At 65.8% G+C, this 24314-nt stretch carries 22 protein-coding genes and 1 pseudogene; 12 read left to right on the top strand and 11 right to left on the bottom strand.

The features are described from left to right. Positions 1–169: 169 nt before the first annotated feature. Both FHR21_RS11440 and FHR21_RS11435 read right to left on the bottom strand, forming a co-directional pair. Entirely contained in the window at positions 170–808 is a 639-nt protein-coding gene (locus tag FHR21_RS11440) for a peroxiredoxin (RefSeq protein WP_184098359.1), read from the bottom strand. A gap of 148 nt (positions 809–956) precedes the next feature. Next, positions 957–1187, bottom strand: a complete 231-nt coding sequence (locus FHR21_RS11435; RefSeq protein WP_184098357.1) for a hypothetical protein — start codon at positions 1185–1187, stop codon at positions 957–959. A 322-nt stretch (positions 1188–1509) separates the two neighbouring features. Between FHR21_RS11435 and FHR21_RS11430 the strand changes: the two genes are divergently transcribed. Together FHR21_RS11430 and FHR21_RS11425 are read left to right on the top strand one after the other, a co-directional pair. Further along, entirely contained in the window at positions 1510–1683 is a 174-nt protein-coding gene (locus tag FHR21_RS11430) for a hypothetical protein (RefSeq protein WP_184098355.1), read from the top strand. A gap of 15 nt (positions 1684–1698) precedes the next feature. Continuing rightward, a pseudogene (locus FHR21_RS11425) lies at positions 1699–2520 on the top strand (SPFH domain-containing protein); the annotation flags it as partial. Positions 2521–2537: 17 nt separating this feature from the next. Here the strand turns inward: FHR21_RS11425 and FHR21_RS11420 are convergent. After that, a complete protein-coding gene (locus tag FHR21_RS11420; RefSeq protein ID WP_184098353.1) occupies positions 2538–3185 on the bottom strand; it encodes a Yip1 family protein in 648 nt (215 codons plus the stop codon). Between the two features lie 180 nt (positions 3186–3365). On the opposite strand from FHR21_RS11420, the gene hspQ reads away from it, so the two are divergent. Then, the gene (gene hspQ, locus FHR21_RS11415) at positions 3366–3752 is read left to right on the top strand and encodes a heat shock protein HspQ (RefSeq protein ID WP_184098351.1); all 387 of its coding nucleotides are present in this window, start codon (positions 3366–3368) and stop codon (positions 3750–3752) included. 164 nt (positions 3753–3916) lie between these two features. On the opposite strand, the gene FHR21_RS11410 is transcribed toward hspQ, so the two are convergent. After that, entirely contained in the window at positions 3917–4225 is a 309-nt protein-coding gene (locus FHR21_RS11410; protein WP_184098349.1) for a chorismate mutase, read from the bottom strand. 303 nt (positions 4226–4528) lie between these two features. Here FHR21_RS11410 and rpsD point away from each other — a divergent pair, with 303 nt between their 5' ends. From rpsD to FHR21_RS11380, 6 genes are all read left to right on the top strand, one after another. Then, positions 4529–5140, top strand: a complete 612-nt coding sequence (rpsD, locus tag FHR21_RS11405; protein WP_184098347.1) for a 30S ribosomal protein S4 — start codon at positions 4529–4531, stop codon at positions 5138–5140. 116 nt (positions 5141–5256) lie between these two features. Further along, on the top strand, positions 5257–6945 hold the full coding sequence (locus FHR21_RS11400; RefSeq protein ID WP_184098339.1) for a M28 family metallopeptidase: 1689 nt from the start codon (positions 5257–5259) through the stop codon (positions 6943–6945). A 155-nt stretch (positions 6946–7100) separates the two neighbouring features. After that, the gene (locus FHR21_RS11395) at positions 7101–8084 is read left to right on the top strand and encodes an agmatine deiminase family protein (protein WP_184098337.1); all 984 of its coding nucleotides are present in this window, start codon (positions 7101–7103) and stop codon (positions 8082–8084) included. 7 nt (positions 8085–8091) lie between these two features. After that, positions 8092–8943 carry an N-carbamoylputrescine amidase gene (aguB, locus tag FHR21_RS11390; RefSeq protein ID WP_184098335.1) on the top strand — a complete coding sequence of 284 codons (852 nt, stop codon included), beginning with the start codon at positions 8092–8094 and terminating at the stop codon, positions 8941–8943. A 3-nt stretch (positions 8944–8946) separates the two neighbouring features. Continuing rightward, positions 8947–9627 (top strand): FABP family protein, encoded by a 681-nt coding sequence (locus FHR21_RS11385; protein WP_338113138.1) that lies wholly within the window; start codon positions 8947–8949, stop codon positions 9625–9627. A 90-nt stretch (positions 9628–9717) separates the two neighbouring features. Further along, entirely contained in the window at positions 9718–10056 is a 339-nt protein-coding gene (locus tag FHR21_RS11380) for a hypothetical protein (protein ID WP_184098323.1), read from the top strand. A gap of 6 nt (positions 10057–10062) precedes the next feature. On the opposite strand, the gene FHR21_RS11375 is transcribed toward FHR21_RS11380, so the two are convergent. Further along, positions 10063–10323, bottom strand: coding sequence for a hypothetical protein (locus tag FHR21_RS11375; protein WP_184098321.1), 261 nt, complete (start codon positions 10321–10323; stop codon positions 10063–10065). A gap of 97 nt (positions 10324–10420) precedes the next feature. Here FHR21_RS11375 and FHR21_RS11370 point away from each other — a divergent pair, with 97 nt between their 5' ends. Then, complete coding sequence (locus FHR21_RS11370) at positions 10421–11872, top strand: helicase HerA domain-containing protein (protein ID WP_184098319.1); 1452 nt, start codon at positions 10421–10423, stop codon at positions 11870–11872. On the opposite strand, the gene FHR21_RS11365 is transcribed toward FHR21_RS11370, so the two are convergent. The 5 genes from FHR21_RS11365 to FHR21_RS11345 form a co-directional block, all read right to left on the bottom strand. Beyond that, entirely contained in the window at positions 11873–14164 is a 2292-nt protein-coding gene (locus tag FHR21_RS11365; protein ID WP_184098317.1) for a ribonuclease R family protein, read from the bottom strand. 172 nt (positions 14165–14336) lie between these two features. After that, complete coding sequence (locus tag FHR21_RS11360; RefSeq protein WP_184098315.1) at positions 14337–15863, bottom strand: aminoacyl--tRNA ligase-related protein; 1527 nt, start codon at positions 15861–15863, stop codon at positions 14337–14339. Between the two features lie 50 nt (positions 15864–15913). Beyond that, entirely contained in the window at positions 15914–16456 is a 543-nt protein-coding gene (gene phaR / locus FHR21_RS11355; RefSeq protein ID WP_184098313.1) for a polyhydroxyalkanoate synthesis repressor PhaR, read from the bottom strand. Between the two features lie 92 nt (positions 16457–16548). After that, the gene (locus tag FHR21_RS11350) at positions 16549–17592 is read right to left on the bottom strand and encodes an alanine racemase (RefSeq protein ID WP_184098311.1); all 1044 of its coding nucleotides are present in this window, start codon (positions 17590–17592) and stop codon (positions 16549–16551) included. A 45-nt stretch (positions 17593–17637) separates the two neighbouring features. Continuing rightward, the gene (locus FHR21_RS11345; protein WP_184098309.1) at positions 17638–19245 is read right to left on the bottom strand and encodes an MFS transporter; all 1608 of its coding nucleotides are present in this window, start codon (positions 19243–19245) and stop codon (positions 17638–17640) included. A 184-nt stretch (positions 19246–19429) separates the two neighbouring features. On the opposite strand from FHR21_RS11345, the gene FHR21_RS11340 reads away from it, so the two are divergent. Next, a complete protein-coding gene (locus tag FHR21_RS11340; RefSeq protein WP_184098307.1) occupies positions 19430–20197 on the top strand; it encodes a cyclase family protein in 768 nt (255 codons plus the stop codon). A gap of 278 nt (positions 20198–20475) precedes the next feature. Beyond that, positions 20476–21870 carry a peptide MFS transporter gene (locus FHR21_RS11335; protein WP_184098305.1) on the top strand — a complete coding sequence of 465 codons (1395 nt, stop codon included), beginning with the start codon at positions 20476–20478 and terminating at the stop codon, positions 21868–21870. Between the two features lie 374 nt (positions 21871–22244). Here FHR21_RS11335 and FHR21_RS11330 read toward each other — a convergent pair whose 3' ends face one another. Further along, positions 22245–24266, bottom strand: coding sequence for an ATP-binding protein (locus tag FHR21_RS11330; RefSeq protein ID WP_184098303.1), 2022 nt, complete (start codon positions 24264–24266; stop codon positions 22245–22247). Positions 24267–24314 lie beyond the last annotated feature (48 nt).

Here is a 24314-nt window from a genome sequence, read left to right as displayed (position 1 = left end):
GCAAGGCCATCTTCAACAAACCAGCATCATATTATCCGAAAAGGGGGTCCCTCTTCGACGCCGATCGGGGGTCCCTTTTGAACGCCGTTTGACACTTCGGCGGCCCCCCTCCCCACGGCTGCGCCGCGGAGAGGGTCTTATGGTTGCAATCGGTCGCTTTTCCGCCCGCTCAGGCCGTCTTTTCCAGATCGACGTAGCGCAGATAGGGCTTGAGGGTGCGGAAGCCCTGCGGGAAGCGGCTCTTCGCCTCCTCGTCGGACAGTTTCGGCGAGACGATGACCTCTTCGCCCGGATTCCAATTCACCGGGGTCGCGACCGACTGGGCGTCGGTCAGTTGCAGGCTGTCGATCGCGCGGATGATCTCGGCGAAATTGCGCCCGGTGCTGGGCGGATAGGTCAGGACCAGGCGGACCTTCTTGTTCGGGTCGATGACATAGACGGCGCGCACGGTCACCGTCGGGTCCGAATCCGGATGGATCATGCCATAGAGGGTGGCCACCTTCCGGTCGCTGTCGGCAATCATCGGATAGTCGAGCTTTTGCCCCTGGGTCGATTCGATATCCTGTTCCCAGCCGCGGTGCGAGTCGACCGGATCGACCGACAGGCCGATCGTCTTGACGCCGCGCTTGTCCCATTCGGGGCGCAGCCGGGCGACCTCACCCAGTTCGGTCGTGCAGACCGGGGTGAAATCCTTCGGGTGGCTGAAGAAGAGTCCCCAGGACGACCCAAGCCATTCGTGGAAGCGGATGGGCCCCTGCGTGCTGTCCTGTTCGAAATCGGGCGCGATCTGGCCGAGTTGTATGGTCATGTGCCATCTCCTTTCGGCCGCATAGTGCTCCCGCCACCGGGGCAAGCCAAACAAGGGTTGCTTTGGCCGCGTTCAGAAAGGCTTGCCTTCCCCAAAAGAAAACCCCGCCGGCGAGGGCGGGGCTTTCCGTGGATGACAATGGCCCGGATCAGGGACTGACGGGGGTGTCGTTGCCGTCGCTGGAGATGACGATGATCGCGCCGATCGCGACCGCCAGGGCCACAAAGCCGATCAGCCAATCGGTGCCGAGCAGGCCGTTCCGGTCCTTCGCGGTCGAGGTCGCGCGGGCGCCGTCGAGGGGAGCGGCGGAAGCGGCAACGGGCGCCGCGACCATCGACGCCATGGCAAAGGCGTATAGCAGTTTCGCAGGCAGCTTCATAATCTGTCTCCTTATGTCGATTCATCGGCGACCGGTTTTTCTTGGCATGCGACCGTAACAGAAGCCGACGCCATCATGCTGCGTCGCAGCATGGCTTATCCCATGTTTGCAACGATTTACCGCAATTGCGATCGAACCCAAGCCACCGAAGGCGGGGCGCAGGCGTCCATCGGGCAATGCCTGGCCCGGCATCGCTGCCGGCAGGATGCGGTTCGTCGTGCGTCTCGGGCGATACACCGCGCGCCACTTCCGAAAAAGCTAGGCCGATCAAGTACATCGCGGCATGTTCCAACGAACCCTGTCGGCAGTTTTCGGAGAAAGAATGATCGAATTCCTGAGCAGCATCATCCCGGGTGGCTTTACCCTCCTCCTCTTCCTGATCCTCGCGCTGTGGCTCAAGTCGATGCTCGTCGTCACGCCGCAGCAGCATGTCCGGCTCCTCGAAACCTTCGGCCGCTACACTGGCTATCGTTCGGCCGGCCTCAGCCTGAAATAGCCCTGGCCGTTTCAGACCGCCCGCCGGCCCTTCTCGCTCCAGACCAAGCAGATCGCGCTTCAGCTAGGGGTCAAGTCCAAGGACAATGCGTTCGTCACCATGCCGATCAGCCTGCAATATCGCGTGATCCCCGGCGCGGTGAAGGCGGCCTTTTACGAACTTCACAATCCCGAGGAGCAGATCGAATCCTATGTCGCGACCGAGGCCCGCGCCGTCGCGGCGGCCAAGACGTTCGACCAGCTCTATACCGACCGCGACGAGTTCACCCAGACCGTCCGCGAATCGCTCGATGAGGCGATGAACGATTATGGCTATGAAATCCGCGCGGTTCTGATCGACGATCCGCGCCCGACGCCCGAGATGATATCCGCCTTCAACGAAGTGCTGGCGTCGCAGCGCCGCCTCGAAGCCGCCCAGAACGACGGCGAGGCCGAGAAGATCAAGCGCACCAAGAGCGCCGAGGCGTCGGCGGCGGCGATGACGATCACCGCGGGCGGGATCGCGGAGAGCCGCGGCATCATCGCCGAAGGCAATGCCAAGGCGCTCGCGGCCTTTCGGGCCGACACCACGCTGACCGATGCCGACGCCATGGCCTTCATGATGGAGATCAACCGCCTCGAGGCGCTCCGCGACGCCGCGACCCATGGCGGCCACACCGTGTTGGTGACGGGCGACGGCGGAGGGAGTCTGGAGTCCAAGGCCCTTCTCGCCGCGCTGGCGACGGAAGCGCCGCTTCCGCCACCGACCCTGCCGGCAAGGAAGGCGAAGCCTGCGGCCTCCACCGCACCGGCAGCCGAAGAGGAAGTCCCCGATGCCGATGCCGATGGTGGCCGCTAAGGCTCGTCCGATGCGCGCTACAGCCCGACCGAGAGGGCGGGCGTTCCCTGCATCGCAAAGGCGCCGACGATCGCGCTGACAAGAAATACGCACAGGATCGTCACGACCACGACGACCGCGGTATAGACGACCGCCTTGTCCTCCGGCGCCTTCATCAGCCGCGGCAGGCCGAGGTAGAGGAGATAGAGGCCGTAAAGGCCGCCCACCACCGCGCCCAGCATCGCCAGCGTCGGCAGCAGCGAAAAGATGCCCGCGACCCAGCCAGCGGTCGCCGAATAGACCGCGACCTTCAGCGCCTGGATGCTGTTCTTCTGGCCGCCGAAGGTCGTCGCGAGCGCGTCGATGACGAGCGCGACCACATAGACGGCGGCGAGCGTCAGCGCATAGGAAAGCAGTGCCGACACGATCGCGCCGCCCAGCGGCGGGTGAAAACTGACGCTCAGGAACCGGTATCCGAAGACCTGGCCCCCGATCAGGCCGGCGACCGGCCCGATCGCCGCGAGAATGAGGACATAGGGGACATAGAGCGACTGCACGCTTTCCGTCTCGCCGGCGATGACGTCCCATGTCTGCTTGGGTTTGAGGAGGATATCCTTGGCGCGCTGGATCACCCCTTGCGCAGGCGAACCCGACGGGATGGGGTTGCCGGGAACTGGATCGGTCATATGGCGTCTTTCCCTTGTTGCTGATGCTGCCGAATGAAATGCAGGCGGCGAGGAGACCTATCCGCAATCCGGGATATTTCGGTGATCGATGTCACACGCCCCTCCGCTACCGTCGTCGCGCCGATCGTCCGCGCCCGACTTGGCGCTTGAAAGATCGGCGCATCGCCATAGATTGATGGCATGATAGCAAAAAATTCGTCCGATTGTCAGAGTGGAGTCGATGGGCGCGTGATGGCGCCGCTGATCGAGCGCGCGCGCTTCGCGCCGGGCGATATCGTGCGCCACCGCATGTTCGATTTCCGCGGCGTCGTGTTCGACGTCGACCCCGTCTTCGCGAACAGCGACGAATGGTATGAAGCGATTCCCGAAGCGATCCGCCCGGCGAAGGAGCAGCCCTATTACCACCTCCTCGCCGAGAATGAGGATTCGTCCTACATCGCCTATGTCAGCCAGCAGAATCTCGTGTCCGACGCCGAACACGGCCCGGTCGACCATCCGCAGATCGACGCATTGTTCGACGGCCTCGACCGCGGGCGCTACCGCGTCCGCGCCATCCACCGGCATTGAGGCTGCCGTAAGCTAGTCCCCTGAAGCTGAAGTTCGCGGTATTGATTTCGTCATCCCGGGCTTGACCCGGGATCCCGCTTTTCTTCGGTCCGTGCGCGAAAGGAAGCGGGACCCCGGGTCAAGCCCGGGGTGACGGTGATGACAGGAACTTTGATTCCACCATATTAGGCGCGCATTCCGTCCCAGCGGTCGAATTCGTGGGCGATCGACTGTTCGACCAGTTCGTTCCACACCGCGCGGATGCGCTGTCCGTCGAGCCCGGCCGCCTCGGCCTCGCGCGCGACATTGTCGAGCACCTGGGCCTTGCGCGCCTCGTCGCGAACCGCGCCGCGCTCGGCCTTGATGCGCGCCGCAGCGTCCATATAGCCGAAGCGGCGGACGAGCAGCGCGACCAGTTCGCGGTCGACCTGATCGACCCCTTCGCGCACCTCGATCATCGTGTTGCACTGCTCGGGCATTTTGGCGGATGTCATGCGCGCTGCCTTTAGCGGCTTTTTCGGCACTGTCGAGGCGGCGAGTAGTGTCGCAGTCTGGCCTGGCAGGTTCGATTCCCCTTCTCCGGGGTGACGAAATAAAGCAAAACCACGCTCCTGCTTTCAAACTGCGTCACCGCCAAAGGGCGCCGCGGCTTGACTAGCGCGCCCTTCCCGTCTAACCGCGCGCCTTCGCAATGGACCCCGCACCCCGGTGAAGCGGCGGTCGCGCATGGAATATTCCCTGCGGTGCGACCCGGGACACGCCGAAATCCTTCGGCACACAGCAGATTGGAGACTGATATGTCGAAGCGCCAGAGCGCCAAGTATAAACTCGACCGCCGGATGGGCGAAAACATCTGGGGCCGTCCGAAGAGCCCGGTCAACCGCCGCGAATACGGCCCCGGCCAGCACGGCCAGCGCCGCAAGGGCAAGATGTCCGACTATGGCATCCAGCTTCGCGCCAAGCAGAAGCTGAAGGGCTATTACGGCGACATCACCGAAAAGCAGTTCAAGAAGAACTATATCGAAGCGGCGCGCATGAAGGGCGACACGAGCCAGAACCTGATCGGCCTGCTCGAACGCCGTCTCGACGCGGTGGTCTATCGCTCGAAGTTCGCGCCGACCATCTTCTCGGCGCGCCAGCTCGTCAGCCACGGCCACGTCTATGTCAACGGCGTGAAGTGCAACATCGCGAGCCGCCTCGTGAAGCCGGGCGACGAAGTCACGCTGGGCAAGAAGGCGCAGGAAATGGCGCTGGTCGCCGAGGCGCAGAGCCTGCCCGAGCGCGACCTGCCCGAATATGTCGCGGTCGACGGCACGAAGGCGACCTTCGTCCGCGTCCCCTCGCTCGACGAGGTACCCTATCCGGTGAAGATGGAACCGAATCTGGTCGTCGAATTCTATTCGCGCTGATCCGGTTCCTCCACGGCGATTTTCCGAAGGGCGGCCCGCAACGGCCGCCCTTCTTGCATCTGCGGCAGGCCGCTGGCACAAAGCCGCATCCACCACAGATCCGGAAAAACCCTTCTATGTCCCGCTTTCTGAAAGCCGCACCGGCGGCGATCCTTCTTTCCCTCGCGGCGTGCAACGCATCGCCCGACAAGAGCGCCGATACGGCCGCGAATCTGCCCGACGTCCAGCTTCCCGAACTGTCGCTGGCAACCCTGCAGGCGGTGACGAAAGAGCTGTCGCAGGACAGTTACGAGGGCCGCGCGCCGGGGACGCCGGGCGAGGAAAAGACGGTTTCCTACCTCATCAGGAAATTCACCGAGGCGGGGCTTCAGCCGGGCAACAACGGCAACTGGACGCAGGATGTGCCGCTGGTCGAGATCACCGCGAAGAATGTCAGCCCGCTGAGCTTCACCGGCGGCAAGGCGCCGATGTCGCTGAAATACGGCACCGACTTCGTCGCCGCCACCTATCGCGTCCAGCCGCAAATCTCGGTCAAGGACAGCGACGTCGTCTTCGTCGGATACGGCATCAACGCGCCCGAAAAGGGCTGGAACGACTATGCCGGGGTCGATGTGAAGGGGAAGACGGTCGTCATCCTCGTCAACGATCCCGACTGGCAGGCCAAGGAGGCCAAGGGCGAGTTCAACGGCCGCGCGATGACCTATTACGGCCGCTGGACATACAAATATGAGGAGGCGGCCCGCCAGGGCGCCGCCGCCGCGCTGATCGTCCACGACACCGAACCCGCCGCCTATGGCTGGAACGTCGTCGAATCGAGCTGGACCGGCACGCAATATCTGGCCGACAGCAAGAATGGCGGCGCCGACCAGACTGCCGCGAACGGCTGGATCCAGCTCGACAAGGCGAAGCAGCTTTTCGCCGGCGCGGGCCAGGATTTCGACGCGCTGCGCGAGGCGGCGAAGCAGAAAGGTTTCAAGGCGGTGCCGCTGACCGGCGTCAAGGCGTCGCTGAGCTTCGACAACCAGATTGCCAAGAAGATGTCGCGCAACGTCATCGGCGTGCTGCCGGGGGCGAAGCGGCCCGACGAATATGTCCTCTACACCGCGCACTGGGACCATCTCGGCCGCTGCGCGCCGGTCGACGGCGACGACATCTGCAACGGCGCCGTCGACAATGCGACCGGCGTCGCGGGGCTGGTGACGATGGCGGAGGCCTATAAAAAGGCCGGCGCCCCCGACCGCAGTGTCGTCTTCCTGGCGGTGACCGCCGAGGAATCGGGGCTGCTCGGCTCGAAATATTATGCCGAGAATCCGGTGTTTCCGCTCGCGCAGACCGTCGGCGGCGTGAACATGGACGCACTGAATCCCGCGGGGCCCGCCAAGGACATCGTCGTCGTCGGCCGCGGCAAATCCGAACTCGACGCCTATCTGGAAAAGATCGCGGCGGCGGCGAAGCGCACGGTGGTCGACGAACCGACCCCCGAAAAGGGCTTTTATTACCGGTCCGACCATTTCAGCTTCGCCAAGCTCGGCGTGCCGATGTTCAACTTCGGCAGCGGCGAGGATCTGGTCGAGGGCGGCAAGGAAGCGGGCAAGAAGGCGTCCGAGGATTATGAAGAGCATCGCTATCACGCCCCCGGCGACGAATATGAGGCAATCGCCAACTGGGACGGAATGCTTGCCGACCTTCAGCTCTATTATGCCGCGGGGCGGATGCTGGCGATGACCGACGCCTGGCCGAACTGGGTCGAGGGCGATGAATTCCGCGCCGCCCGCGACAAGTCGCGCGCTGCGGCAAAACAATAACCCGCCCTGCTCTTTCATCATTGCGAGGAGCGAAGCGACGCGGCAATCCAGCGTAGCGTAAGCTGCCCTGGATTGCTTCGCCTGGCGTATCCTGAGTGCCTGCAAGGCAGTCGAAGGGCTCGCAATGACGAAGTGAGAAAAAGGACCGCAACCGCATGTCGCTGACAATGCCCGCCGAATGGGCGCCGCACGAGGCGGTATGGATCGGCTTCCCGCACCTTGCCGAGGAGTGGGCGGGCCGGATCGACACCGCGCGCCGCGACATCGCCGCCTTCGCCAACGCCGTTCATGACGGCGGCCGCGGCGAGGAGGTCCGGCTGGTCGTCAACGACGAGCAGCAGGCGGAGATCGCCGCGAGCCTCGTCGAGTCCGGCGTGCGCATCGTCGTCCAACCGCTCGGCGACATCTGGCTGCGCGACACCGGGCCGATCGTCGCCGGCGCGGGCACAATAAGGCGCGCGCGGAATTTCCGCTTCAACTGGTGGGGCGAAAAGTTCGTCATGCCGGGCGATCTGGAAATCGGCGCGGCGCTCGGCGCGGCGAGCGGCCTGCCGGTCGACGAGCAGGATTGGGTGCTCGAGGGCGGCGGCATCGATGTCGACGGCACCGGACTCGCTGTCACCACCGAGGAATGCCTGCTCCACCCGAACCGAAACCCGTCGCTGACCCGCGAGGATATCGCCGTGCGGCTGCACCAATCGCTCGGCGTCGAGCGGCTGCTGTGGCTCGGCAAGGGGCTGTTCGGCGACCATACCGACGGCCATGTCGACAATCTCGCGCGCTTCGTCGGCGAAGGCCGGCTCGCAATCCCGGTCGCGGCGGGCGGTGACGATCCCAATGCCGCTGTCTATGCCGACGCCCGCGCCCGCACCGAAGCGTTCGGGGGCATCGAGATCGTCGACCTTCCCTCGCCCGGCCGCGTCGAACTGGACGGCGAGATCGCGGCGGCGAGCTATATGAACTTCTATATCGGCAACAGCGTCGTGGTCGTCCCGACCTATGGTTCGGCGAACGATGCCGCGGCCGTGGACGCGCTCGCCGCGCTCTTTCCCGACCGCCGCGCGGTCGGCATCGACGCGCGCGGAATCATCGTCGGCGGCGGCAGCTTCCATTGCTCGAGCCAGCAGCTTCCGGCATAGGGCGGCCATGACCCGCAGCCTCACCGTCGCCGCATTGCAGCTTCCCCTGCCCGGCCCCGTCCGGCCGAACATCGACGCCGTGTCGGCGCTCGTCGAGGAGGCGGTCGCGAAGGGCGCGCAGGTCATCCTGCCCCCCGAACTCTTCGAGGGCCCCTATTTCTGCCAGGTCGAGGAAGAGGAGCTGTTCGCCAGCGCGCGCCCGACCGCCGAGCATCCGAGTGTCGTGGCGATGCAGGCGCTCGCCGCGAGGCACAAGGTCGCGATCCCGACCAGCTTCTTCGAGAAGGACGGGCCGCATTATTACAACAGTCTCGCGATGATCGGCCCCGACGGCGACATCATGGGGACGTATCGCAAGAGCCACATTCCCGACGGGCCGGGCTATGAAGAGAAATATTATTTCCGGCCCGGCAACACCGGCTTCAAGGTATGGGACGTCTTCGGAACGCGGATCGGCGTCGGGGTATGCTGGGATCAATGGTATCCCGAAACCGCGCGCGCGATGGCGCTGATGGGCGCCGAACTGCTTTTCTACCCGACCGCGATCGGGTCCGAGCCCTATGACGCCGATCTCGACACCAGCCGCATGTGGCGCCGCGCGATGCAGGGCCATGCCGTGTCGAACTGCATGCCGGTGATCGCCGCCAACCGCATCGGACGCGAGGGTGAGGCAGATTTCTACGGCCACAGCTTCATCACCGACGAATGGGGCGATCTGACGCAAGAGTTCGGGCGCGACGAACACGGCGTGCTGGTCGAGACGATCGACTTGGGTCGCGCCGCGAAGCACCGCGCCGGCATGGGCTTTTTCCGCGACCGGCGGCCGCAGCTCTACGGCCGGCTGGTCGAGGATATCTGACGCATGGACAGGGGCAGGACGATGCAGGTTCCCGACGACATCTTCACCGAGCCCGACGACGTCGATCCCGACACGCTGGCCCGCCTCGGGCCGCTGCGTCGCCTTGCCGGCATCTGGGAGGGGCGGCGCGGGGTCGACGTCAACCCCAAGGCCGACGGTCCCGAAACGCGCGATTATTACGAGCGGATCGAAATGCAGCCGATCGATGCGCAGGCGAACGGACCGCAACTCTTCTATGGCCTGCGCTATCATGTCCACATCAACACGCCCGAGGAAGACATCGCCTTTCACGACCAGGTCGGCTATTGGCTCTACGAGCCGGCGACCGGGCTGATCCTGCAGACGCTGGCGATTCCGCGCGGCCAGATCGCGATTGCCGCGGGGCACACCGAACCCGATGCGAAGCGGCTGGTGCTGACCGCCGAGCGCGGCACGAGCGAATATGGCATCTGCTCGACCACCTTCCTCGAACTGGCGTTCCGTACCGACAAATATCAGATTACGGTCGATTTTCATGAGGATGGCGGCTGGAGCTATGTCTCTGACACGACCCTGATGGTCAAGGGGCAGAGCGAACCCTTCCTCCACCGCGACCATAATCGGCTGACCAAGGTCGGCGAACCCGACCTCAACCCCTGGGCAAAAATCGCCCGCAAGGCGAAGGCCCCCGCAACGGGCGTTTGACAGCAGCGCCGCGATACCCTTACCTTACGAAGGATCGGTGTCGAAACGACCGCCACAGGGCGGCGCGCCGATCCGGTGAGGGAGAGTGGGATGAGCGATATGGAACAGCGCGCCTCGGGTGCGCGCGAATTGCATCGGACGATCGACTTTCTGGGCCTGCGCGCCCATGCGACGACGGTGGGCCTGATCCAGTTGTGCGAGGAACTGATGCGGCTCGGCATCCTCGACGCGCCGGCGCTGGAACGGATCAAGGACGCGATCCGCATGGAATTGACGCTCTCGCAGGCGCGGATTTCGAATCATACCATCTTCGACGAAACGCTGCGGCGGCGGCTCGATGCGATCTTCCCGCATTGCGGCGGCGACAAGGAGCCGGTGGGCGAAATCCACGATCTCGAAGAGGCGCTCGACCCGCACGCCACGCACTGACCCGGCTCACTCGCCGGCACCGCGCTCCGCCAGGTCCATGAAGTCGCGCGCCGCATCGCGCTCCGCCTCGTCCGCGAACGCGACATCGAGATCGGGCGCGACGCCCAGCATGTGCATCAGCGCCCATAGCGCGAAACGCCGCCCGCGATTCGTCTCCAGCCCGAAATCGACCCGCATCCGTTCGGTCCCCGCCTCGACCGCGGCGGGAGTCAGTGCCGACAGGTCGGCCGTGCCGAAATAGCGGAAGAGCTGATCGTCGAAATCCATCCCGCGATGCTAGCCGAACCGCATGCCGGGTGCAAAATCCCTACCCCGCCCCGCCCGCCGGTTGTCAGCGCCGACCGGCCCCGATAGGGCGGACCGCGTGACACACAATATCGACATCGGGACCGACGGTGCCAGCCGCGCCGTTCCCATCGACATTCAGGAACTGCTCGCCACCCGCCTGCTCGTCCAGGGCAATTCGGGGTCGGGCAAGTCGCACCTGCTGCGCCGCCTTCTCGAACAGAGCGCCGGCCTCGTCCAGCAGGTGGTGGTCGACCCCGAGGGCGATTTCGTCACGCTGGCCGATGCCTATCATCATGTCGTCATCCACGCCGGCGACTATAATGAGCGCGAGATCGCGGCGATGGGCGCGCGCATCCGCGAGCATCGCGCCTCGGTCGTGCTGGCGCTCGACACGCTCGAGATCGAGGCGCAGATGAGCTGCGCCGCCACCTTCCTGAACGCGCTGTTCGACGCGCCGCGCGAGCATTGGTTTCCGGCGCTGGTCGTCGTCGACGAGGCGCAGATGTTCGCGCCAAGCGCCTCGGGCGAGGTGACCGACGCGGTGCGCCGCGCCAGCCTGGCCGCGATGACGAACCTGATGTGCCGCGGCCGCAAGCGCGGCCTCGCCGGCGCGATCGCAACCCAGCGTCTCGCCAAGCTGGCCAAGAATGTCGCGGCGGAGGCGAGCAATTTCCTGATGGGCCGCACCTTTCTCGATATCGACATGGCGCGCGCCGCCGACCTGCTCGGCATGGAGCGGCGGCAGGCCGAGCAGATTCGCGATCTGGAGCGCGGCTGCTTCCTCGGCCTTGGCCCCGCCATTTCACGGCGTCCCGTCGCGATCCGCATCGGCGCGACCGAGACGAGCGTGCGCGGCGGCGTCCACAGCCTGCTGCCGCTGCCCGAAGCCGAGCCGCAGGACATGCAGTCGATGCTCTTCGCCGCGCTCGAAACCGCGCCGCCGCCGCGCCCGGTCACGCCCGAGCCGGCGCCGGTCGCCGCCGGCGAGTTGCTGGAGCGGATCGCCGGCAGCGACACGGCGACCGAAGAAAGCGAAACAGCCGACGCGGCCGAAGCCGTCGACAGCGAGGCGATCGTGGTCGCGGCGCTGCGCGACATGCTCGCCGACCCCGAAGCGGCGTTTCAGGCCGAATCGGTCGTCTATCAGGATTTTTCGGTCCGCTGCCGGATGCAGCGCCTTGCGCGCGCGCCGCTCGACCTGACCGCCTTCCGCCGCCGCTTCGCGCTCGCCAAGGGTGGGGTGTTCGACCCCGCCGAGCCGCGCTGGGCCGAGTTGATCGCGGCGGCCGCGACGCTGTCCGACGACATGCTCGCGCCCTTCGTCCTGATCGCGCGCGCCGCGATCGAAGGCCTGCCTTGCCCCGACGACGACGCGCTGGGCGCCGCCTACGGCACCCGCTCGCCGGGGCGCATCCGTCGCCTGATCGACTATATGGAGCGGCAGGGCGCCATCGTCGTCCGCTCGGACTTCGGCGGCCGCCGCTCGGTCGGCATTCCGGCGCTGGGGCTCAGCACCGGCGCGGAGTAATCAGCGGCGCCGCCCCTGATGGCGGATATTGGCCGGGCGACCGCGGCGGCCGACCGGATGCCGGCCCTTGCCGTCGCGGCGCGGCGGGCGTTTCACCGGCTCGCTGCCGTCGGCCTCGGGCAGTTCGAAGCGCAGCGCGCCGCTGATCGGATTGGCCTCCATCAACCGCAGGTCGAGCCGCTGACCGACGCTGTAGCTGACCCGTCCATGCTCGCTGTCGAGCGTGCGCGCCGCCTCGTCATAGAAAAAGCGTTCGCGGCCCAGCGTCGACACCGGCACCAGCCCATCGCCGCCGAGCCCGTCGACGGTCGCGAAAAAGCCGAAGGGCTGCACCCCGGTGATCCGCGCCGGGACGATCTCGCCCACCTTGGTCGCGAGCCAGGCCGCGACATAGCGGTCGACCGTCTCGCGCTCGGCCTCCATCGCGCGGCGTTCGAGGGCGCTGATCGCCTCGCCGATGCGCGACAGCCCCTTGCGGTCGGCCTCGCCCAGACCGGTACGCTCGGGAAGGTTTTTCGCCTTTCCAGGGACTTCGAGGCGATAGCTGTCGACGAGTGCGCGATGAACGATCAGGTCGGCATAGCGGCGGATCGGCGAGGTGAAATGCGCGTAACTACCGAGCGCGAGGCCGAAATGCCCCGCGTTGGCCGGGCCGTAATAGGCCTGCGTCTGGCTGCGCAATATCGCTTCCATGATCTCCGGCAGCCGGTCGTCGCCCGAAAAGCCGTCGATCAACCGGTTGAAGACCGCCGGCGTGATGACCTGCCCCAGCGCGAAGCTCTGGTCGAACGTGTCGAGATAATCCTTCAGGCTGACGAGCTTTTCGCGGCTCGGCGGCTCATGGATGCGGTACATGACCGGCGACTTCTTCGCCTCGAGCGCCTTCGCTGCCGCGACGTTGGCCGCGATCATATAATCCTCGATCAGCCGGTGCGCGTCGAGCCGTTCGCGTACGCGAATCTCCGCGATGCCGCCCTTGTCGTCGAGGATGACCTGTCGCTCGGGCAGGTCGAGGTCGAGCGGCGCCCGCGCCGCGCGCGCCTTGGCGAGCAAGTCCCAGCAGCCCCACAGATTCCGCAGCGCCGGCAGCACGCCGGCGTCCCAGCCCTCATCGGCCTGACCGGCATCATAAGCGGCCTGCGCCCGCTCATAGGCGATATTCGCCCGCAGCCGCACCAGCGCCCGCGTGAAGCGCCATGCCGCCACCTTGCCATGCCGGTCGATGGTCAGGTGGCACGCCATGACGGCACGATCCTCGCCCGCTTTCAGCGAGCAGACGCCCGCGGACAGGGTTTCGGGCAGCATCGGAACGACGCGGTCGGGGAAATAGACGCTATTGCCGCGCCGCCGCGCCTCGCGGTCGAGCGCGCCGTCGGGCCGGACATAGAAGCTGACATCGGCGATCGCGACGATCGCGCGCCAGCCGCCCTTGTTCTTGGCATCCTCGTCGGGCACGGCCCAGACGGCGTCGTCATGGTCGCGCGCATCGACGGGGTCGATCGCGAGGATCGGCAGATCGCGCAGATCCTCGCGTCCGTCCTGGGTGAGCGGCAGCGTTGCCGCGCGCTCGGCCTCCGCCAGCGTCTCCTCGCCGAAAACATGCGGGATTTCGTGCTTCGCGATCGCGATCATGCTGAGCGAGCGGGGCGCGAAAGGATCGCCGATTCGCTCGATCACCTTCGCGCGCGTTGCCGGGCCGCGGCCCGAAAGCTCGGCGCGCACCAGATCGCCTACGCCCGCGTCGCCGATATCGGATACGGCGAAATCGAAGCGCGCGCGCTTGTCCGCCGGGCGTAGCCAGGTGATCGGCTTGCCGCCGGGACCGGTATCGGCGACGAGCACCCCGACGACCATCTCCCCGCCAGCCTGAAGCCGCTTCATCGGATAGGCGACATGGCCGCTGCCGCGCTCTTCGGTGCGCGCGAGGATGCGGTCGCCCACGCCGAGCGCATTCCTTCGCCCCTTCTCCATCACCCGTACACGCGGCGGCGGGGTGCTCGCCTCCCAGCGCTCGGGCACTGCCCAGACGGCATCACCCTCGACCGCCGCGACGCGGAACACGGTCACGCGCGGCAGCCCGCCATGCTTGTGGAACGCCCGCCCCGGCGCCATGTCGACCAGCCCCTCGTCGGTCATGTCCCTGAGCAGCGCCTTGAGCGCGATCTTGTCGGCGCCGCGCAGCGCGAAATGCTTGGCAATCTCGCGCTTGCCGACCGCCGACGAGCTGTCCTCGATAAAGCGGAGAATCTGGTCGCGCGAGGGAAGTCCGGGTTGCGACTTGGGCTTTTTCATCGGGCGTCGTCCAGATGGTTCGCGCGGAGCCCCGGAGACGCGGAGGCGTTCACTTGGGCCGACAGGCCACTCTCCATAGCGCCCGATGCGGCATGGCGCAGCGTCGGAAGGCGAAAGCCGCTTCGCGGCCAGCGCGATCTCTCCGCGTCTCCGCGTCTCCGCGTGAGCAAAATCAATAGGTCCGTCCTATCAGGACGCGCTCGACCGCGGGCTCGCCGGTGAAGAAGCAGGCGCCGTCGGTCGGTGTCGCATCGAGAGGGGTGTTGCGCATCGTCAGCTTCAGCGCCTTCAATTGCTCGACGATCCCGCCCAGCACCGCCCCCGTCGGCCGCGACCATTGCACTTCGACCCAGCCGACGAATTTGTCGTCGCCCGAGAAATGCGCCGCCAGATCCGTGACATCGCGGCGAATATTGCCATCGAGCCTCGCCTTGGCCTCGGCGTGAAGATTCGTCTGGATATCGGCCAGCATCGCCACCGCGCCCGCGACGAAATCGCCCTTCACGACGAACGCCGTATCGAGCTTGCCGTCGGCCTTGTAGAGCCGGTCGCGGCGGATCACCGCGACATTGCCGCCGGCCACGTCGCGCGGGCCGATCTCGAGGATGATCGGCGCGCCTTTCTTGACCCAGCCCCAGCGCTTGGTCGACGCCTTGTTGGCGCCCGCGTCGAGAAGCACGCGCACCGGCTCGCGGAATGCATCGAGCGCCTTCAGTTCGGTTTCGAGGGCGCGACAATAGTCGAGGATCGCGGCGTCTTCCTCATTGTCGCGCAGCATCGGCACGATGACGATCTGGTGCGGCGCGATGCGCGGCGGGCAGCGCAGCCCATCGTCGTCGCCATGCGTCATGATGACGCCGCCGATCATCCGGGTCGAGGTGCCCCAGCTCGTCGTGTGGCAGAGGCTGTGACCGCCTTCCCTGTCCTGATAGCGGATGCCCGCCGCCTCGGCGAAGCCGGTGCCCAGATAGTGCGAGGTGCCGGCCTGCAGCGCCTTGCCGTCCTGCATCATCGCCTCGATCGAATAGGTGGCGACGGCACCCGGGAAGCGTTCATGCTCGGGCTTCTCTCCCGCGATCACCGGCATGGCGAGCACGTCCTCGGCGAAGGCGCGATACATTTCGAGCGCGCGCAGCGTCTCCGCCATCGCGTCGTCCTTGTCGGCGTGCGCGGTATGGCCTTCCTGCCACAGGAATTCGCTGGTCCGCAGGAACATGCGCGTGCGCATTTCCCAGCGCACGACATTGGCCCACTGGTTGACCTTCAGCGGCAGGTCGCGCCAGCTCTGCACCCAGCGGCTCATCGCCGAACCGATCACCGTTTCCGAGGTCGGGCGGACGATCAGCGGCTCCTCCAGCTTCGCTTCGGGGTCGGGCACGAGCTTGCCCCTGCCGTCGGCAATCAGCCGGTGGTGCGTGACGACCGCCATTTCCTTCGCGAAACCATCGACATGGTCGGCTTCCTTTTCAAAGAAGCCCAAGGGGATGAACAGCGGGAAATAGGCGTTCTGGACCCCTGCATCCTTGATCGCGGCGTCCATCACCGTCTGGATGCGCTCCCAGATTCCATAGCCCCACGGCTTGATGACCATGCAGCCGCGCACCCCCGATTCCTCGGCGAGGTCGGCCTCGGCAATGACGTCCTGATACCAGGCCGCGAAGTCGGCCTGACGGGTTACGCTGAGCGCATGCTTGGTCATCTGTCCTGTTTCTGTGCTGGGGGCGGGAGAGGCCCTGATTATGTCTGCCGTTATTTCTTTTTGGCAAGCTCGGCCTTGAGTTCTGCGATTTCGGCCTTGAGCGCCGCGATCTCGGCATCCTTGGCCTTGCCCGTGGCAGCGCCTGGCATGAAGGCGCCCGCCGCCTGGCTGAACATCTCCATGTTGCGGCGCGTCAGCTCGGCGAGCGGATTGTTCGATCCGAGCGCCCCCTCGAACGCCGAACGGACGTCCTGCTGGTTCTTGCGGAACGCCGCCATCGACGCTTCGAGATAGTCGGGCACCAGTCCCTGCATCTTGTCGCCGTACAGGCCGATCAGGTGGCGCAGAAAATTCACCGGCAGCATCGTCTCGCCGCGCGTTTCGGTGTCCATGATGATCTGGGTCAGGACATTATGGGTGATGTCCTCGCCGCTCTTGGCATCGACGACGCGGAAATCGCGGCCCTCGCGCACCATCGCGCCCAGATCCTCGAGCGTGATGTAGCAGCTGCGTTCGGTGTCGTAGAGACGACGGTTCGCATATTTCTTGATGACGACGACATCGTCCTCGGCGGTCGCCTTCGACTTAGCCATGCTGCTTCCTGCTCCTCCGGACGATTCCGCCGCGCCGCGCTGGCGGGCTCAAGCGGCATTAGCATCAAATTATGATGCGTCGCAACATGCGCTCAGGACCAGTGCCGCGCGAACCTGTTTCCCAGCCCGGTCAGCAGTTCATATTGGGACAGACCGCAGCGCGCGGACGTGGCCACGAGGTCATAGTCGAGCGCCAGCCAGTCGCCTTCGGCCAGCCCATCCACGCCGCTCGCGTCGAAGGCGACGAGATCCATCGACACGCGCCCGACGAGCGGCAGCGCCTGCCCCGCGAAGCGCGCGCCGCCGGTCCCCACGTGGCAGCGCAGATAGCCGTCGGCATAGCCGATGTTGGCGACCGCGATCCGGCTGTCGCACCGCGCGGTCCAGGTCGCGCCATAGCCGACCGCCTCGCCGGCGGGGACGTCGCGGACCTGCAGCACCCGCGTCTCGGGAAAGACCACCTGTCGAATAGCCCCCTCGGCTTCGCGGCGCGGAACGCCGCCATAGAGCGCGAGGCCGGGGCGCGTGAGGTCGAAGCCGTAATCGGTGCCGAGGCAAATGCCGGCGCTGTTCGCGAGGCTGGTGCGCCGCGCGGGAATGGCGTCGCGGACGGCCGCAAAGGCTGCAAGTTGCCGCTCGTTCTGCGCGCTGTCCTCGTCGGCCGACGCGAGATGGCTGAGCAACGTCTCGATCGCGAGGCCGTCGAGCGCCCCGCCACGCGCCTCCTCGACCCGCAGCCCAAGCCGGTTCATGCCGGTGTCGACCATGACGTCGCACGGCCGCCCCTCGCCGCCGTCGCGCCAGCGCCGGACCTGCTCGACGCTGTTCAGCACCGGGCGTGCCGGCAGCGTCCGCGCCGCGATCAGGTCCTCCGTTCCGACGCCGTGCAGCACCGACAGCGACACGCCCGCCGGCAGCGGCATCAACGCCGCCGCCTCGGCCCAGGTCGCGACGAAGAAATGGCGGCAGCCCGCGGCCGCCAGATGCCGCATCACCGCCCGCGCGCCCAGCCCATAGCCGTCGGCCTTGATCGCCGCCCCCGCCTCGGCACCGCCCGCCGTGCCGAGCCAGCGCCAGTTGTCGACGAGCGCGGCGGAATCGAGGCGAAGGCGGAGCGGCGAGGCAATGTCGATCATGACCTCGCCCCTAACCGCGATCGACCGCAGCGCCAACGGCTTCGTTCAGGCCTTTGGTGCCTTCTCCCATTGCCCCTCGACCGGATCTTTGAGCATGAAGGCCGCGATCAGGAAGGCGACGAATACCACGCCCCACGTGTACCACAACCCGGCGTAGGCATTGCCGGTCCGCGCGACGATATAGCTGGCGATCAGCGGCAGGAAGCCACCGAAATAGCCGGTCCCGATATGATAGGGGATCGACAGCGACGAATAGCGGACGTGCGGCGGAAACATTTCGGCGAGCAGCGCGGCGACGGGTCCGTATGTGAAGCCCGACAGCGCGCTGAGCACGAGCAGCGCGATCAGAATCGCGGCAATGCCCGCCGGGCCGGGAATCTGCTTTTCGAAGCTGTAGCCCATCGCTTCGAGCGCGGGCCGAAGCAGCGCGGGGTCCTCGCTCGCGACCTCGCGGCCGCCGATATGGATCGTCACGCTGTCGAACGTCCCGCCGCTCGCCACCACCTTGTAGGGCACGCCCAGTTTCGTCAGTTCGCCGAGCGTTCGGCCGCAGGCGGTCGCCTGCGCCTTGGCGAAGGGGTCGAAGCTGCATTTCGATCCGGTGACCACGACCGGCGCCCGCTCCGCCGCCGCTTCGAGCGCGGGATTGGCGACGCTGCCCATCCACCAGAAGCAGGGGAAGAGCAGCAGCAGGGTCACGACATAGCCCCAGACGATCGGTTTCTTGCGCCCGATCCGGTCGGAGAGGCGGCCCGCGATGATGAAGAAGACCATGCCGAGCGCCGCCGCGCTGCCGACGATGATCTCGGCCGCGGTATCGTCGACCTTCATCGGTCCTTTCAGAAAGGACAGGCCGGAAAACATGGCGGTATACCAGATCACGGTCAGGCCGGCGGAAATCCCGAACAGGGCGATGAAGATGCGCCGGGGGTTGCCGGGATAGGTGAAACTCTCCTTCAGCGGATTGCGCGCGATCTCTCCCTCCGCCTTCATCGCGCGGAACACCGGGCTTTCGGACAGCTTGAGCCGCATCCACAGCGAAATGGCAAGCAGCAGCAGCGACAGCAGGAAGGGCAGACGCCAGCCCCAGGCATTCCACAGCTCGTCGGACAGGAACGCCTTGCACGACAGCACGACGATCAGGCTGAGCACGAAGCCGCCGACGACGCTCGCCTGGATGAAACTGGTATAGAAGCCGCGCTTCTCCACCGGCGAATGTTCGGCGACATAGATCGCCGCGCCGCCATATTCGCCGCCGAGCGCAAGTCCCTGCAGGATGCGCAGGCCGATGACGATGATCGGCGCCGCGATGCCGATCGTGTCGGCCGAGGGGATCATGCCGACCCCCGCGGTCGCGATGCCCATCAGCGTGACGGTGATCAGGAAGGTGTATTTGCGCCCCAACCGGTCGCCGAGAAAGCCGAACAGCACCGCGCCCAAGGGCCGGAACCCGAAGCCGACCGCGAAGCCCGCCCACACCAGCAGGATTTCGAGCGTCGCATTGTCGCTGGGGAAAAAGGCCTGGCCGATGATCGCGGCGAGCGTGCCATAGATGAAGAAATCATACCATTCGAAGATCGTCCCCGCCGAGGAAGCGGCGATGACCATGCGAATATCCTTCGCGCTCGGCTGATAGGCGGCGACTTCGCTCATAAATCCGATGTTCCCCCAAGGCCGTTCGTCCTGAGCTTGTCGAAGGACCGTTCTTCCTTTGGGCGGAAAGAAAAAGGGCCGCCCTTCGACAAGCTCAGGGCAAACGGCATATTCTGTTATCGCCCTCCGTCATAACCGCTGTTCCGCCTTGCACAAGCGGGCGCGTGGGGGCAGCATCGCCGCCATGACCCGCTTCATCGACCTCTCGATCCCGATCACCAACCATGTCGTCTCCGACCCGCCGGTGATGCGCCCGCAGGTCACCTACATGACCCACGAAAATACGTGGGAACAGATCGCGATGTTCTTTCCCGGCCTGACCCGGGACGACCTGCCCGACGGCGAAGGCTGGGCGGTGGAGAGCGTCACCCTGTCCACCCACAACGGCACCCATATGGACGCGCCGTGGCATTTCCATTCGACGACCGACAGCGGCGCCAGCCCCGCGCCGAGCATCGACGAGGCGCCGCTCGACCTGTTCTTCCGCCCTGGAGTGAAGCTCGATTTCTCGGACCGCCCCGCGGGCCACGTCGTGAGCGCGGCCGAGGTCGAGGCGGAGCTGGCGCGCATCGGCCATGCGCTCCAGCCCTTCGACATCGTGCTCGTCCAGTCGGGTGCGGTCTATGGCACCGATCATTTCACCGACCAGGGCTGCGGCATGGGCGCCGAGGCGACGCTCTACCTGACCGAACGCGGCGTGCAGGTCGTCGGCACCGATGCGTGGAGCTGGGACGCGCCGTTCAGCCATACCGCGCGGCGCTGGGCAGAGACGCGCGATCCCTCGATCATCTGGGAAGGGCACAAGGCGGGACGCATCCGGCCCTATTACCAGATCGAGAAGCTGACCAATCTCGCCGCCCTCCCCGCCACCGGCTGGACGCTGAGCTGCTTCCCGGTGAAGATCGAGCGCGCGAGCGCGGGGTGGATACGGGCGGTGGCGCTGGTGGAGTGATCGGCAGGGTGGAGCCGGCACCGGAGCGGGGAACGGCCATCGCTTTTTTCCCTTCGTCATCCCGGGCTTGATCCGGGATCCCGCTTTTTCAAGGCATCGACCGGTTTCGGCATCCAGCGGAACCCCGGATCAAGTTCGCCGGGGATCACGCAGGACATGACAACAAGCCACCGAATGCGATTGTTTCGTCTCCCCCGCCGTTCGTCGATTGCCGCTGGAAAGTTTCATCTGAAACATTAGCGTCCCCCCAACGCAGAACAGCGGGGGAGGAACAGACGATGACCGTGGCCGAGGCGACGCCCGAAATCGATATCGACGCCATCGAGCATCCATCCGACCGCGCCTTCCTCGGCCACCCCAAGGGGCTCGGCTATCTCGCCTTCGTCGAGGGGTGCGAGCGTTTCTCCTATTATTCGATGCAGACTCTGCTCGTGCTCTACATGGTCAATTATCTGCTGCTGCCCCAGCATGCAGGCGGCGTGATCGGGCTCGATTGGGTCAAGAGCGTCTACGGCCTCGACGGCCAGCCGCTCGCGTCGCGCATCTTCGGCGATTATACCGCGCTCGTCTATCTGACCCCGATCGCGGGCGGGCTGATCGCCGACCGCTGGCTCGGGCGCCGCGCGACGCTGATCGCGGGCGGTCTCATCATGGCGCTCGGCCATTTCCTGATGGCGTTCGAAGGCAGCTTCCTCTTCGCGCTGCTCGCGCTGATCGTCGGGGTCGGGCTGTTCAAGGGCAATATCGCGAGCCAGGTCGGCGAGCTCTACAAGCCCGACGATATCCGCCGCGCGATGGCGTTCCAGATCTTCTACATCGCGATCAACGTCAGCGTGATCGTCGCGCCGCTGATCGCCGGCACGCTCGGCGAGAAGGTGAGCTGGCACTGGGGTTTCGGGACCGCCGGGATCGTGATGGTGCTGGGGCTGGTCCTCTACATCATGGCCGGGCCGTGGCTGCCGAAGGACAATCGGCCGTCGAAAGCCGCCGGCGCGACGAAGCCGAGCGAGCCGCTCAGCCGGCAGGACTGGCTGCGCATCGCCGCGGTGGTCATCCTCGTGCCCGTGCTCGCGATTTCGCTGCTCACCAACCAGGAAATCTTCAACGCCTATCTCGTCTGGGCCGACCAGCATTTCCAGCTCACCTTCTTCGGCACGACGATCCCGACAAGCTGGATGATCTCGATCGACGCGGGGATGAGCTTCTCGATGCTCGTCGCGGTCACCGCCTTCTACGCCTGGTACGGCCGCAAGCGGCGCGAACCCGACGAGCTCGGCAAGATGATCATCGGCAGCTTTTTCACCATCGGCGGCGGGCTGTGCCTCGTCATGGCCGCGGCGACGCAAGGTGATGGGAAGATCGGGCTGATGTGGCCGATCCTCTTCCATCTCTTCAACAGCATCGGCTTCGCGCACATCCTGCCGGTCAGCCTCGCGCTGTTCAGCCGCCTTGCCCCCGCGCGGCTCAACGCGACGATCATCGGCATCTATTATCTCGCCTTCTTCGCGGCCAATTATATCGTCGGCACGGTCGGCGGCTGGTATTCGTCGATGCCGACGACCAGCTTCTGGCTGTTCCACGTCGCCACCGCCGCGGTCGGGCTGGTCGCCTTTCTGCTGTTCAAGCTGTTTTTGGCGAAGCGGTTGATGGGCGGTGAGCCTGTCAGTGCCTGACCAAACTCCGTTCGTGCTGAGCTTGTCGAAGCACCGTTCTTTTCCTTCTCCTTGCGAGAAGAAAAGGACGGTGCTTCGACAAGCTCAGGGCGAACGGGTTTAGGGTCAGGACCCATTAATTCCGCGCTTGAGGTTTGAAGCGATTTTGCACAGGGCGAGGAGGAAAGGCGTAGGAATATGAATATATTTCAAGGCTTTTCGACGAAGCCATGGGCAAAATCGGTCAAATCGCGAAACGACGCCGAAATAGCTTCGATCTCGGGCCCGCGCGACCTTGCGGGTAGCGATGCTACCCGCTGCCCCCGCCCGAACACGATATCTTCGCCATTTCGACGCCTCGAACGTGGAATTAATGGGTCCTGACCCTATAGGACTTACTCCAGCTCCAATATCACCGCATCGACCGCCAGACTGTTGCCCTGCGCCGCATTGACGCTCTTCACCGTGCCCGCCTTTTCGGCGCGCAGGATATTCTCCATCTTCATCGCCTCGACCGTCGCGAGCGGCTGGCCCGCCTCGACCGCGTCGCCCTCGCCAACGTGCAGCGCGACGAGCAGGCCCGGCATCGGGCAGATGAGGAATTTCGACAGGTCGGGCGGAATCTTCTCGATCATGTGCGCCTGCAGCGGCGCGACATGCCGGGGCAGCACGCGCACGTCGTGGATGCGCCCGCGCGTCGTCATGCGCCAGCCGGTGCGCGTCTTCGCGACCTTCACCGCCAGCTCGCTGCCGTCGATCTCGGCGACGATCAGCCTGTCGCCCGGCGTATATTCGAGCGCGATATCGACCTTTTCGCCGTCGACCTTGATGTGCTTCGCGCCCACCTTCACCTTGTGCGCGGCATCGCCGAGCGCGACCTGCCATTTCGCGGGCGGCCCCAGCCTGTCGCCGAGCTGGCCGTCGACGCGGCGCGCGCGGTCGGCCTCGGCGCTCGCCATGAAGCCCGCGATCGCGGCGAGCGCGCGCTCGACGTCCGCGCCGGTGTCGGCGCCCGTGAAGCCTTCGGGATATTCCTCTGCGATAAAGCCGGTCGTCAGTTCGCCCGAGCGGAAGCGCGGATGCTGCATGATCGCCGACAGGAAGTCGATATTGTGGCCGAGCCCTTCCAGTTCGAAGCGGTCGAGCGCCGCGACCTGCAGGTCGGCCGCATCGTCGCGCGTTTTGCCCCAGGTGATGAGCTTCGCGATCATCGGGTCGTAGAAGATCGACACCTCGCCGCCGTCATAGACGCCGTCGTCGACGCGCACGCCGTCGACGCCGCGACGGCCATTCTCCTCGCCGTCGTCGGTCCAGCCCGGCACCGGCGGCTGGTAGCGCGTCAGGCGCCCGGTCGAGGGCAGGAAGCCGCGATAGGGATCCTCGGCATAGACGCGGTTCTCGATCGCCCAGCCGTCTATCTTCACATCGTCCTGCGTCATGGTGAGCTTCTCGCCCGCCGCGACGCGGATCATCTGTTCGACCAGGTCGACGCCGGTGATCGCCTCGGTCACCGGATGCTCGACCTGAAGCCGCGTGTTCATTTCGAGGAAATAGAAGCTCTCGCCCGTCGGGTCGGCGCCCGAGACGATCAGTTCGACCGTGCCCGCGCTGTAATAGCCGACCGCCTTCGACAGCGCGACGCACTGCTCGCCCATCGCTTTCCGCATCTTTTCGGTCACGAAGGGCGACGGCGCTTCCTCGACCACCTTCTGGTGGCGGCGCTGGATGCTGCATTCGCGTTCGTTGAGATAGAGGATGTTGCCGTGCTGGTCGCCGAGGATCTGGATCTCGATATGGCGCGGATTGAGGATGAATTTCTCGATGAACACCCGGTCGTCGCCGAAGCTGTTCAGCCCCTCGCGCTTGACGCTCTCGAAGCCCTCGCGGACGTCCTTCTCGTCATAGGCGAGGCGCATGCCCTTGCCGCCGCCGCCGGCGCTGGCCTTCATCATCACCGGATAGCCGATTTCGTTCGAAATCTCGACCGCATGGTCGGTGTCGCGAATTTCGCCGACGAAGCCGGGGACGACGTTGACGCCCGCTTCCTTGGCGAGCTTCTTCGACTCGATCTTGTCGCCCATCGCGGCGATCGCGTTCACCGGCGGGCCGATGAAGGCGATATTCTCCTTCGCCAGCGCCTCGGCGAAGCTGGTGCGCTCCGACAGGAAACCATAGCCCGGATGCACCGCCTCGGCCCCCGTCGCCTTGCACGCCTCGATGATCCTGTCGGCGATCAGATAGGATTCCGACGCCGGCGACGGCCCGATATGCACCGCCTCGTCGGCCATCCGCACGAAGGGCGCGCGCGCGTCGGCGTCCGAATAGACGGCGACGGTCGCGATGCCCATGCGGCGCGCGGTCTTGATGACGCGACAGGCGATTTCGCCGCGGTTGGCGATCAGAATTTTCTTGAACACGCTTCACTCCCCTCCCGCTTGCGGGAGGGGCCGGGGGAGGGCCTGTCC

This window comes from Sphingopyxis panaciterrulae (assembly GCF_014199295.1).
Taxonomy (GTDB): domain Bacteria; phylum Pseudomonadota; class Alphaproteobacteria; order Sphingomonadales; family Sphingomonadaceae; genus Sphingopyxis; species Sphingopyxis panaciterrulae.
The sequence above is the reverse complement of the archived record's forward strand: the minus strand, read 5'-3'. Positions and strand labels throughout refer to the sequence as shown.

What these genes read in the sequence shown, in the direction of transcription:
- FHR21_RS11440 (WP_184098359.1), bottom strand. Translation starts at nt 808, where the DNA reads ATGACCATACAACTCGGCCAGATCGCGCCCGATTTCGAACAGGACAGC.
- FHR21_RS11435 (WP_184098357.1), bottom strand. Translation starts at nt 1,187, where the DNA reads ATGAAGCTGCCTGCGAAACTGCTATACGCCTTTGCCATGGCGTCGATG.
- FHR21_RS11430 (WP_184098355.1), top strand. Translation starts at nt 1,510, where the DNA reads ATGATCGAATTCCTGAGCAGCATCATCCCGGGTGGCTTTACCCTCCTC.
- FHR21_RS11420 (WP_184098353.1), bottom strand. Translation starts at nt 3,185, where the DNA reads ATGACCGATCCAGTTCCCGGCAACCCCATCCCGTCGGGTTCGCCTGCG.
- hspQ (WP_184098351.1), top strand. Translation starts at nt 3,366, where the DNA reads ATGATAGCAAAAAATTCGTCCGATTGTCAGAGTGGAGTCGATGGGCGC.
- FHR21_RS11410 (WP_184098349.1), bottom strand. Translation starts at nt 4,225, where the DNA reads ATGACATCCGCCAAAATGCCCGAGCAGTGCAACACGATGATCGAGGTG.
- rpsD (WP_184098347.1), top strand. Translation starts at nt 4,529, where the DNA reads ATGTCGAAGCGCCAGAGCGCCAAGTATAAACTCGACCGCCGGATGGGC.
- FHR21_RS11400 (WP_184098339.1), top strand. Translation starts at nt 5,257, where the DNA reads ATGTCCCGCTTTCTGAAAGCCGCACCGGCGGCGATCCTTCTTTCCCTC.
- FHR21_RS11395 (WP_184098337.1), top strand. Translation starts at nt 7,101, where the DNA reads ATGTCGCTGACAATGCCCGCCGAATGGGCGCCGCACGAGGCGGTATGG.
- aguB (WP_184098335.1), top strand. Translation starts at nt 8,092, where the DNA reads ATGACCCGCAGCCTCACCGTCGCCGCATTGCAGCTTCCCCTGCCCGGC.
- FHR21_RS11385 (WP_338113138.1), top strand. Translation starts at nt 8,947, where the DNA reads ATGGACAGGGGCAGGACGATGCAGGTTCCCGACGACATCTTCACCGAG.
- FHR21_RS11380 (WP_184098323.1), top strand. Translation starts at nt 9,718, where the DNA reads ATGAGCGATATGGAACAGCGCGCCTCGGGTGCGCGCGAATTGCATCGG.
- FHR21_RS11375 (WP_184098321.1), bottom strand. Translation starts at nt 10,323, where the DNA reads ATGGATTTCGACGATCAGCTCTTCCGCTATTTCGGCACGGCCGACCTG.
- FHR21_RS11365 (WP_184098317.1), bottom strand. Translation starts at nt 14,164, where the DNA reads ATGAAAAAGCCCAAGTCGCAACCCGGACTTCCCTCGCGCGACCAGATT.
- FHR21_RS11360 (WP_184098315.1), bottom strand. Translation starts at nt 15,863, where the DNA reads ATGACCAAGCATGCGCTCAGCGTAACCCGTCAGGCCGACTTCGCGGCC.
- phaR (WP_184098313.1), bottom strand. Translation starts at nt 16,456, where the DNA reads ATGGCTAAGTCGAAGGCGACCGCCGAGGACGATGTCGTCGTCATCAAG.
- FHR21_RS11350 (WP_184098311.1), bottom strand. Translation starts at nt 17,592, where the DNA reads ATGATCGACATTGCCTCGCCGCTCCGCCTTCGCCTCGATTCCGCCGCG.
- FHR21_RS11345 (WP_184098309.1), bottom strand. Translation starts at nt 19,245, where the DNA reads ATGAGCGAAGTCGCCGCCTATCAGCCGAGCGCGAAGGATATTCGCATG.
- FHR21_RS11340 (WP_184098307.1), top strand. Translation starts at nt 19,430, where the DNA reads ATGACCCGCTTCATCGACCTCTCGATCCCGATCACCAACCATGTCGTC.
- FHR21_RS11335 (WP_184098305.1), top strand. Translation starts at nt 20,476, where the DNA reads ATGACCGTGGCCGAGGCGACGCCCGAAATCGATATCGACGCCATCGAG.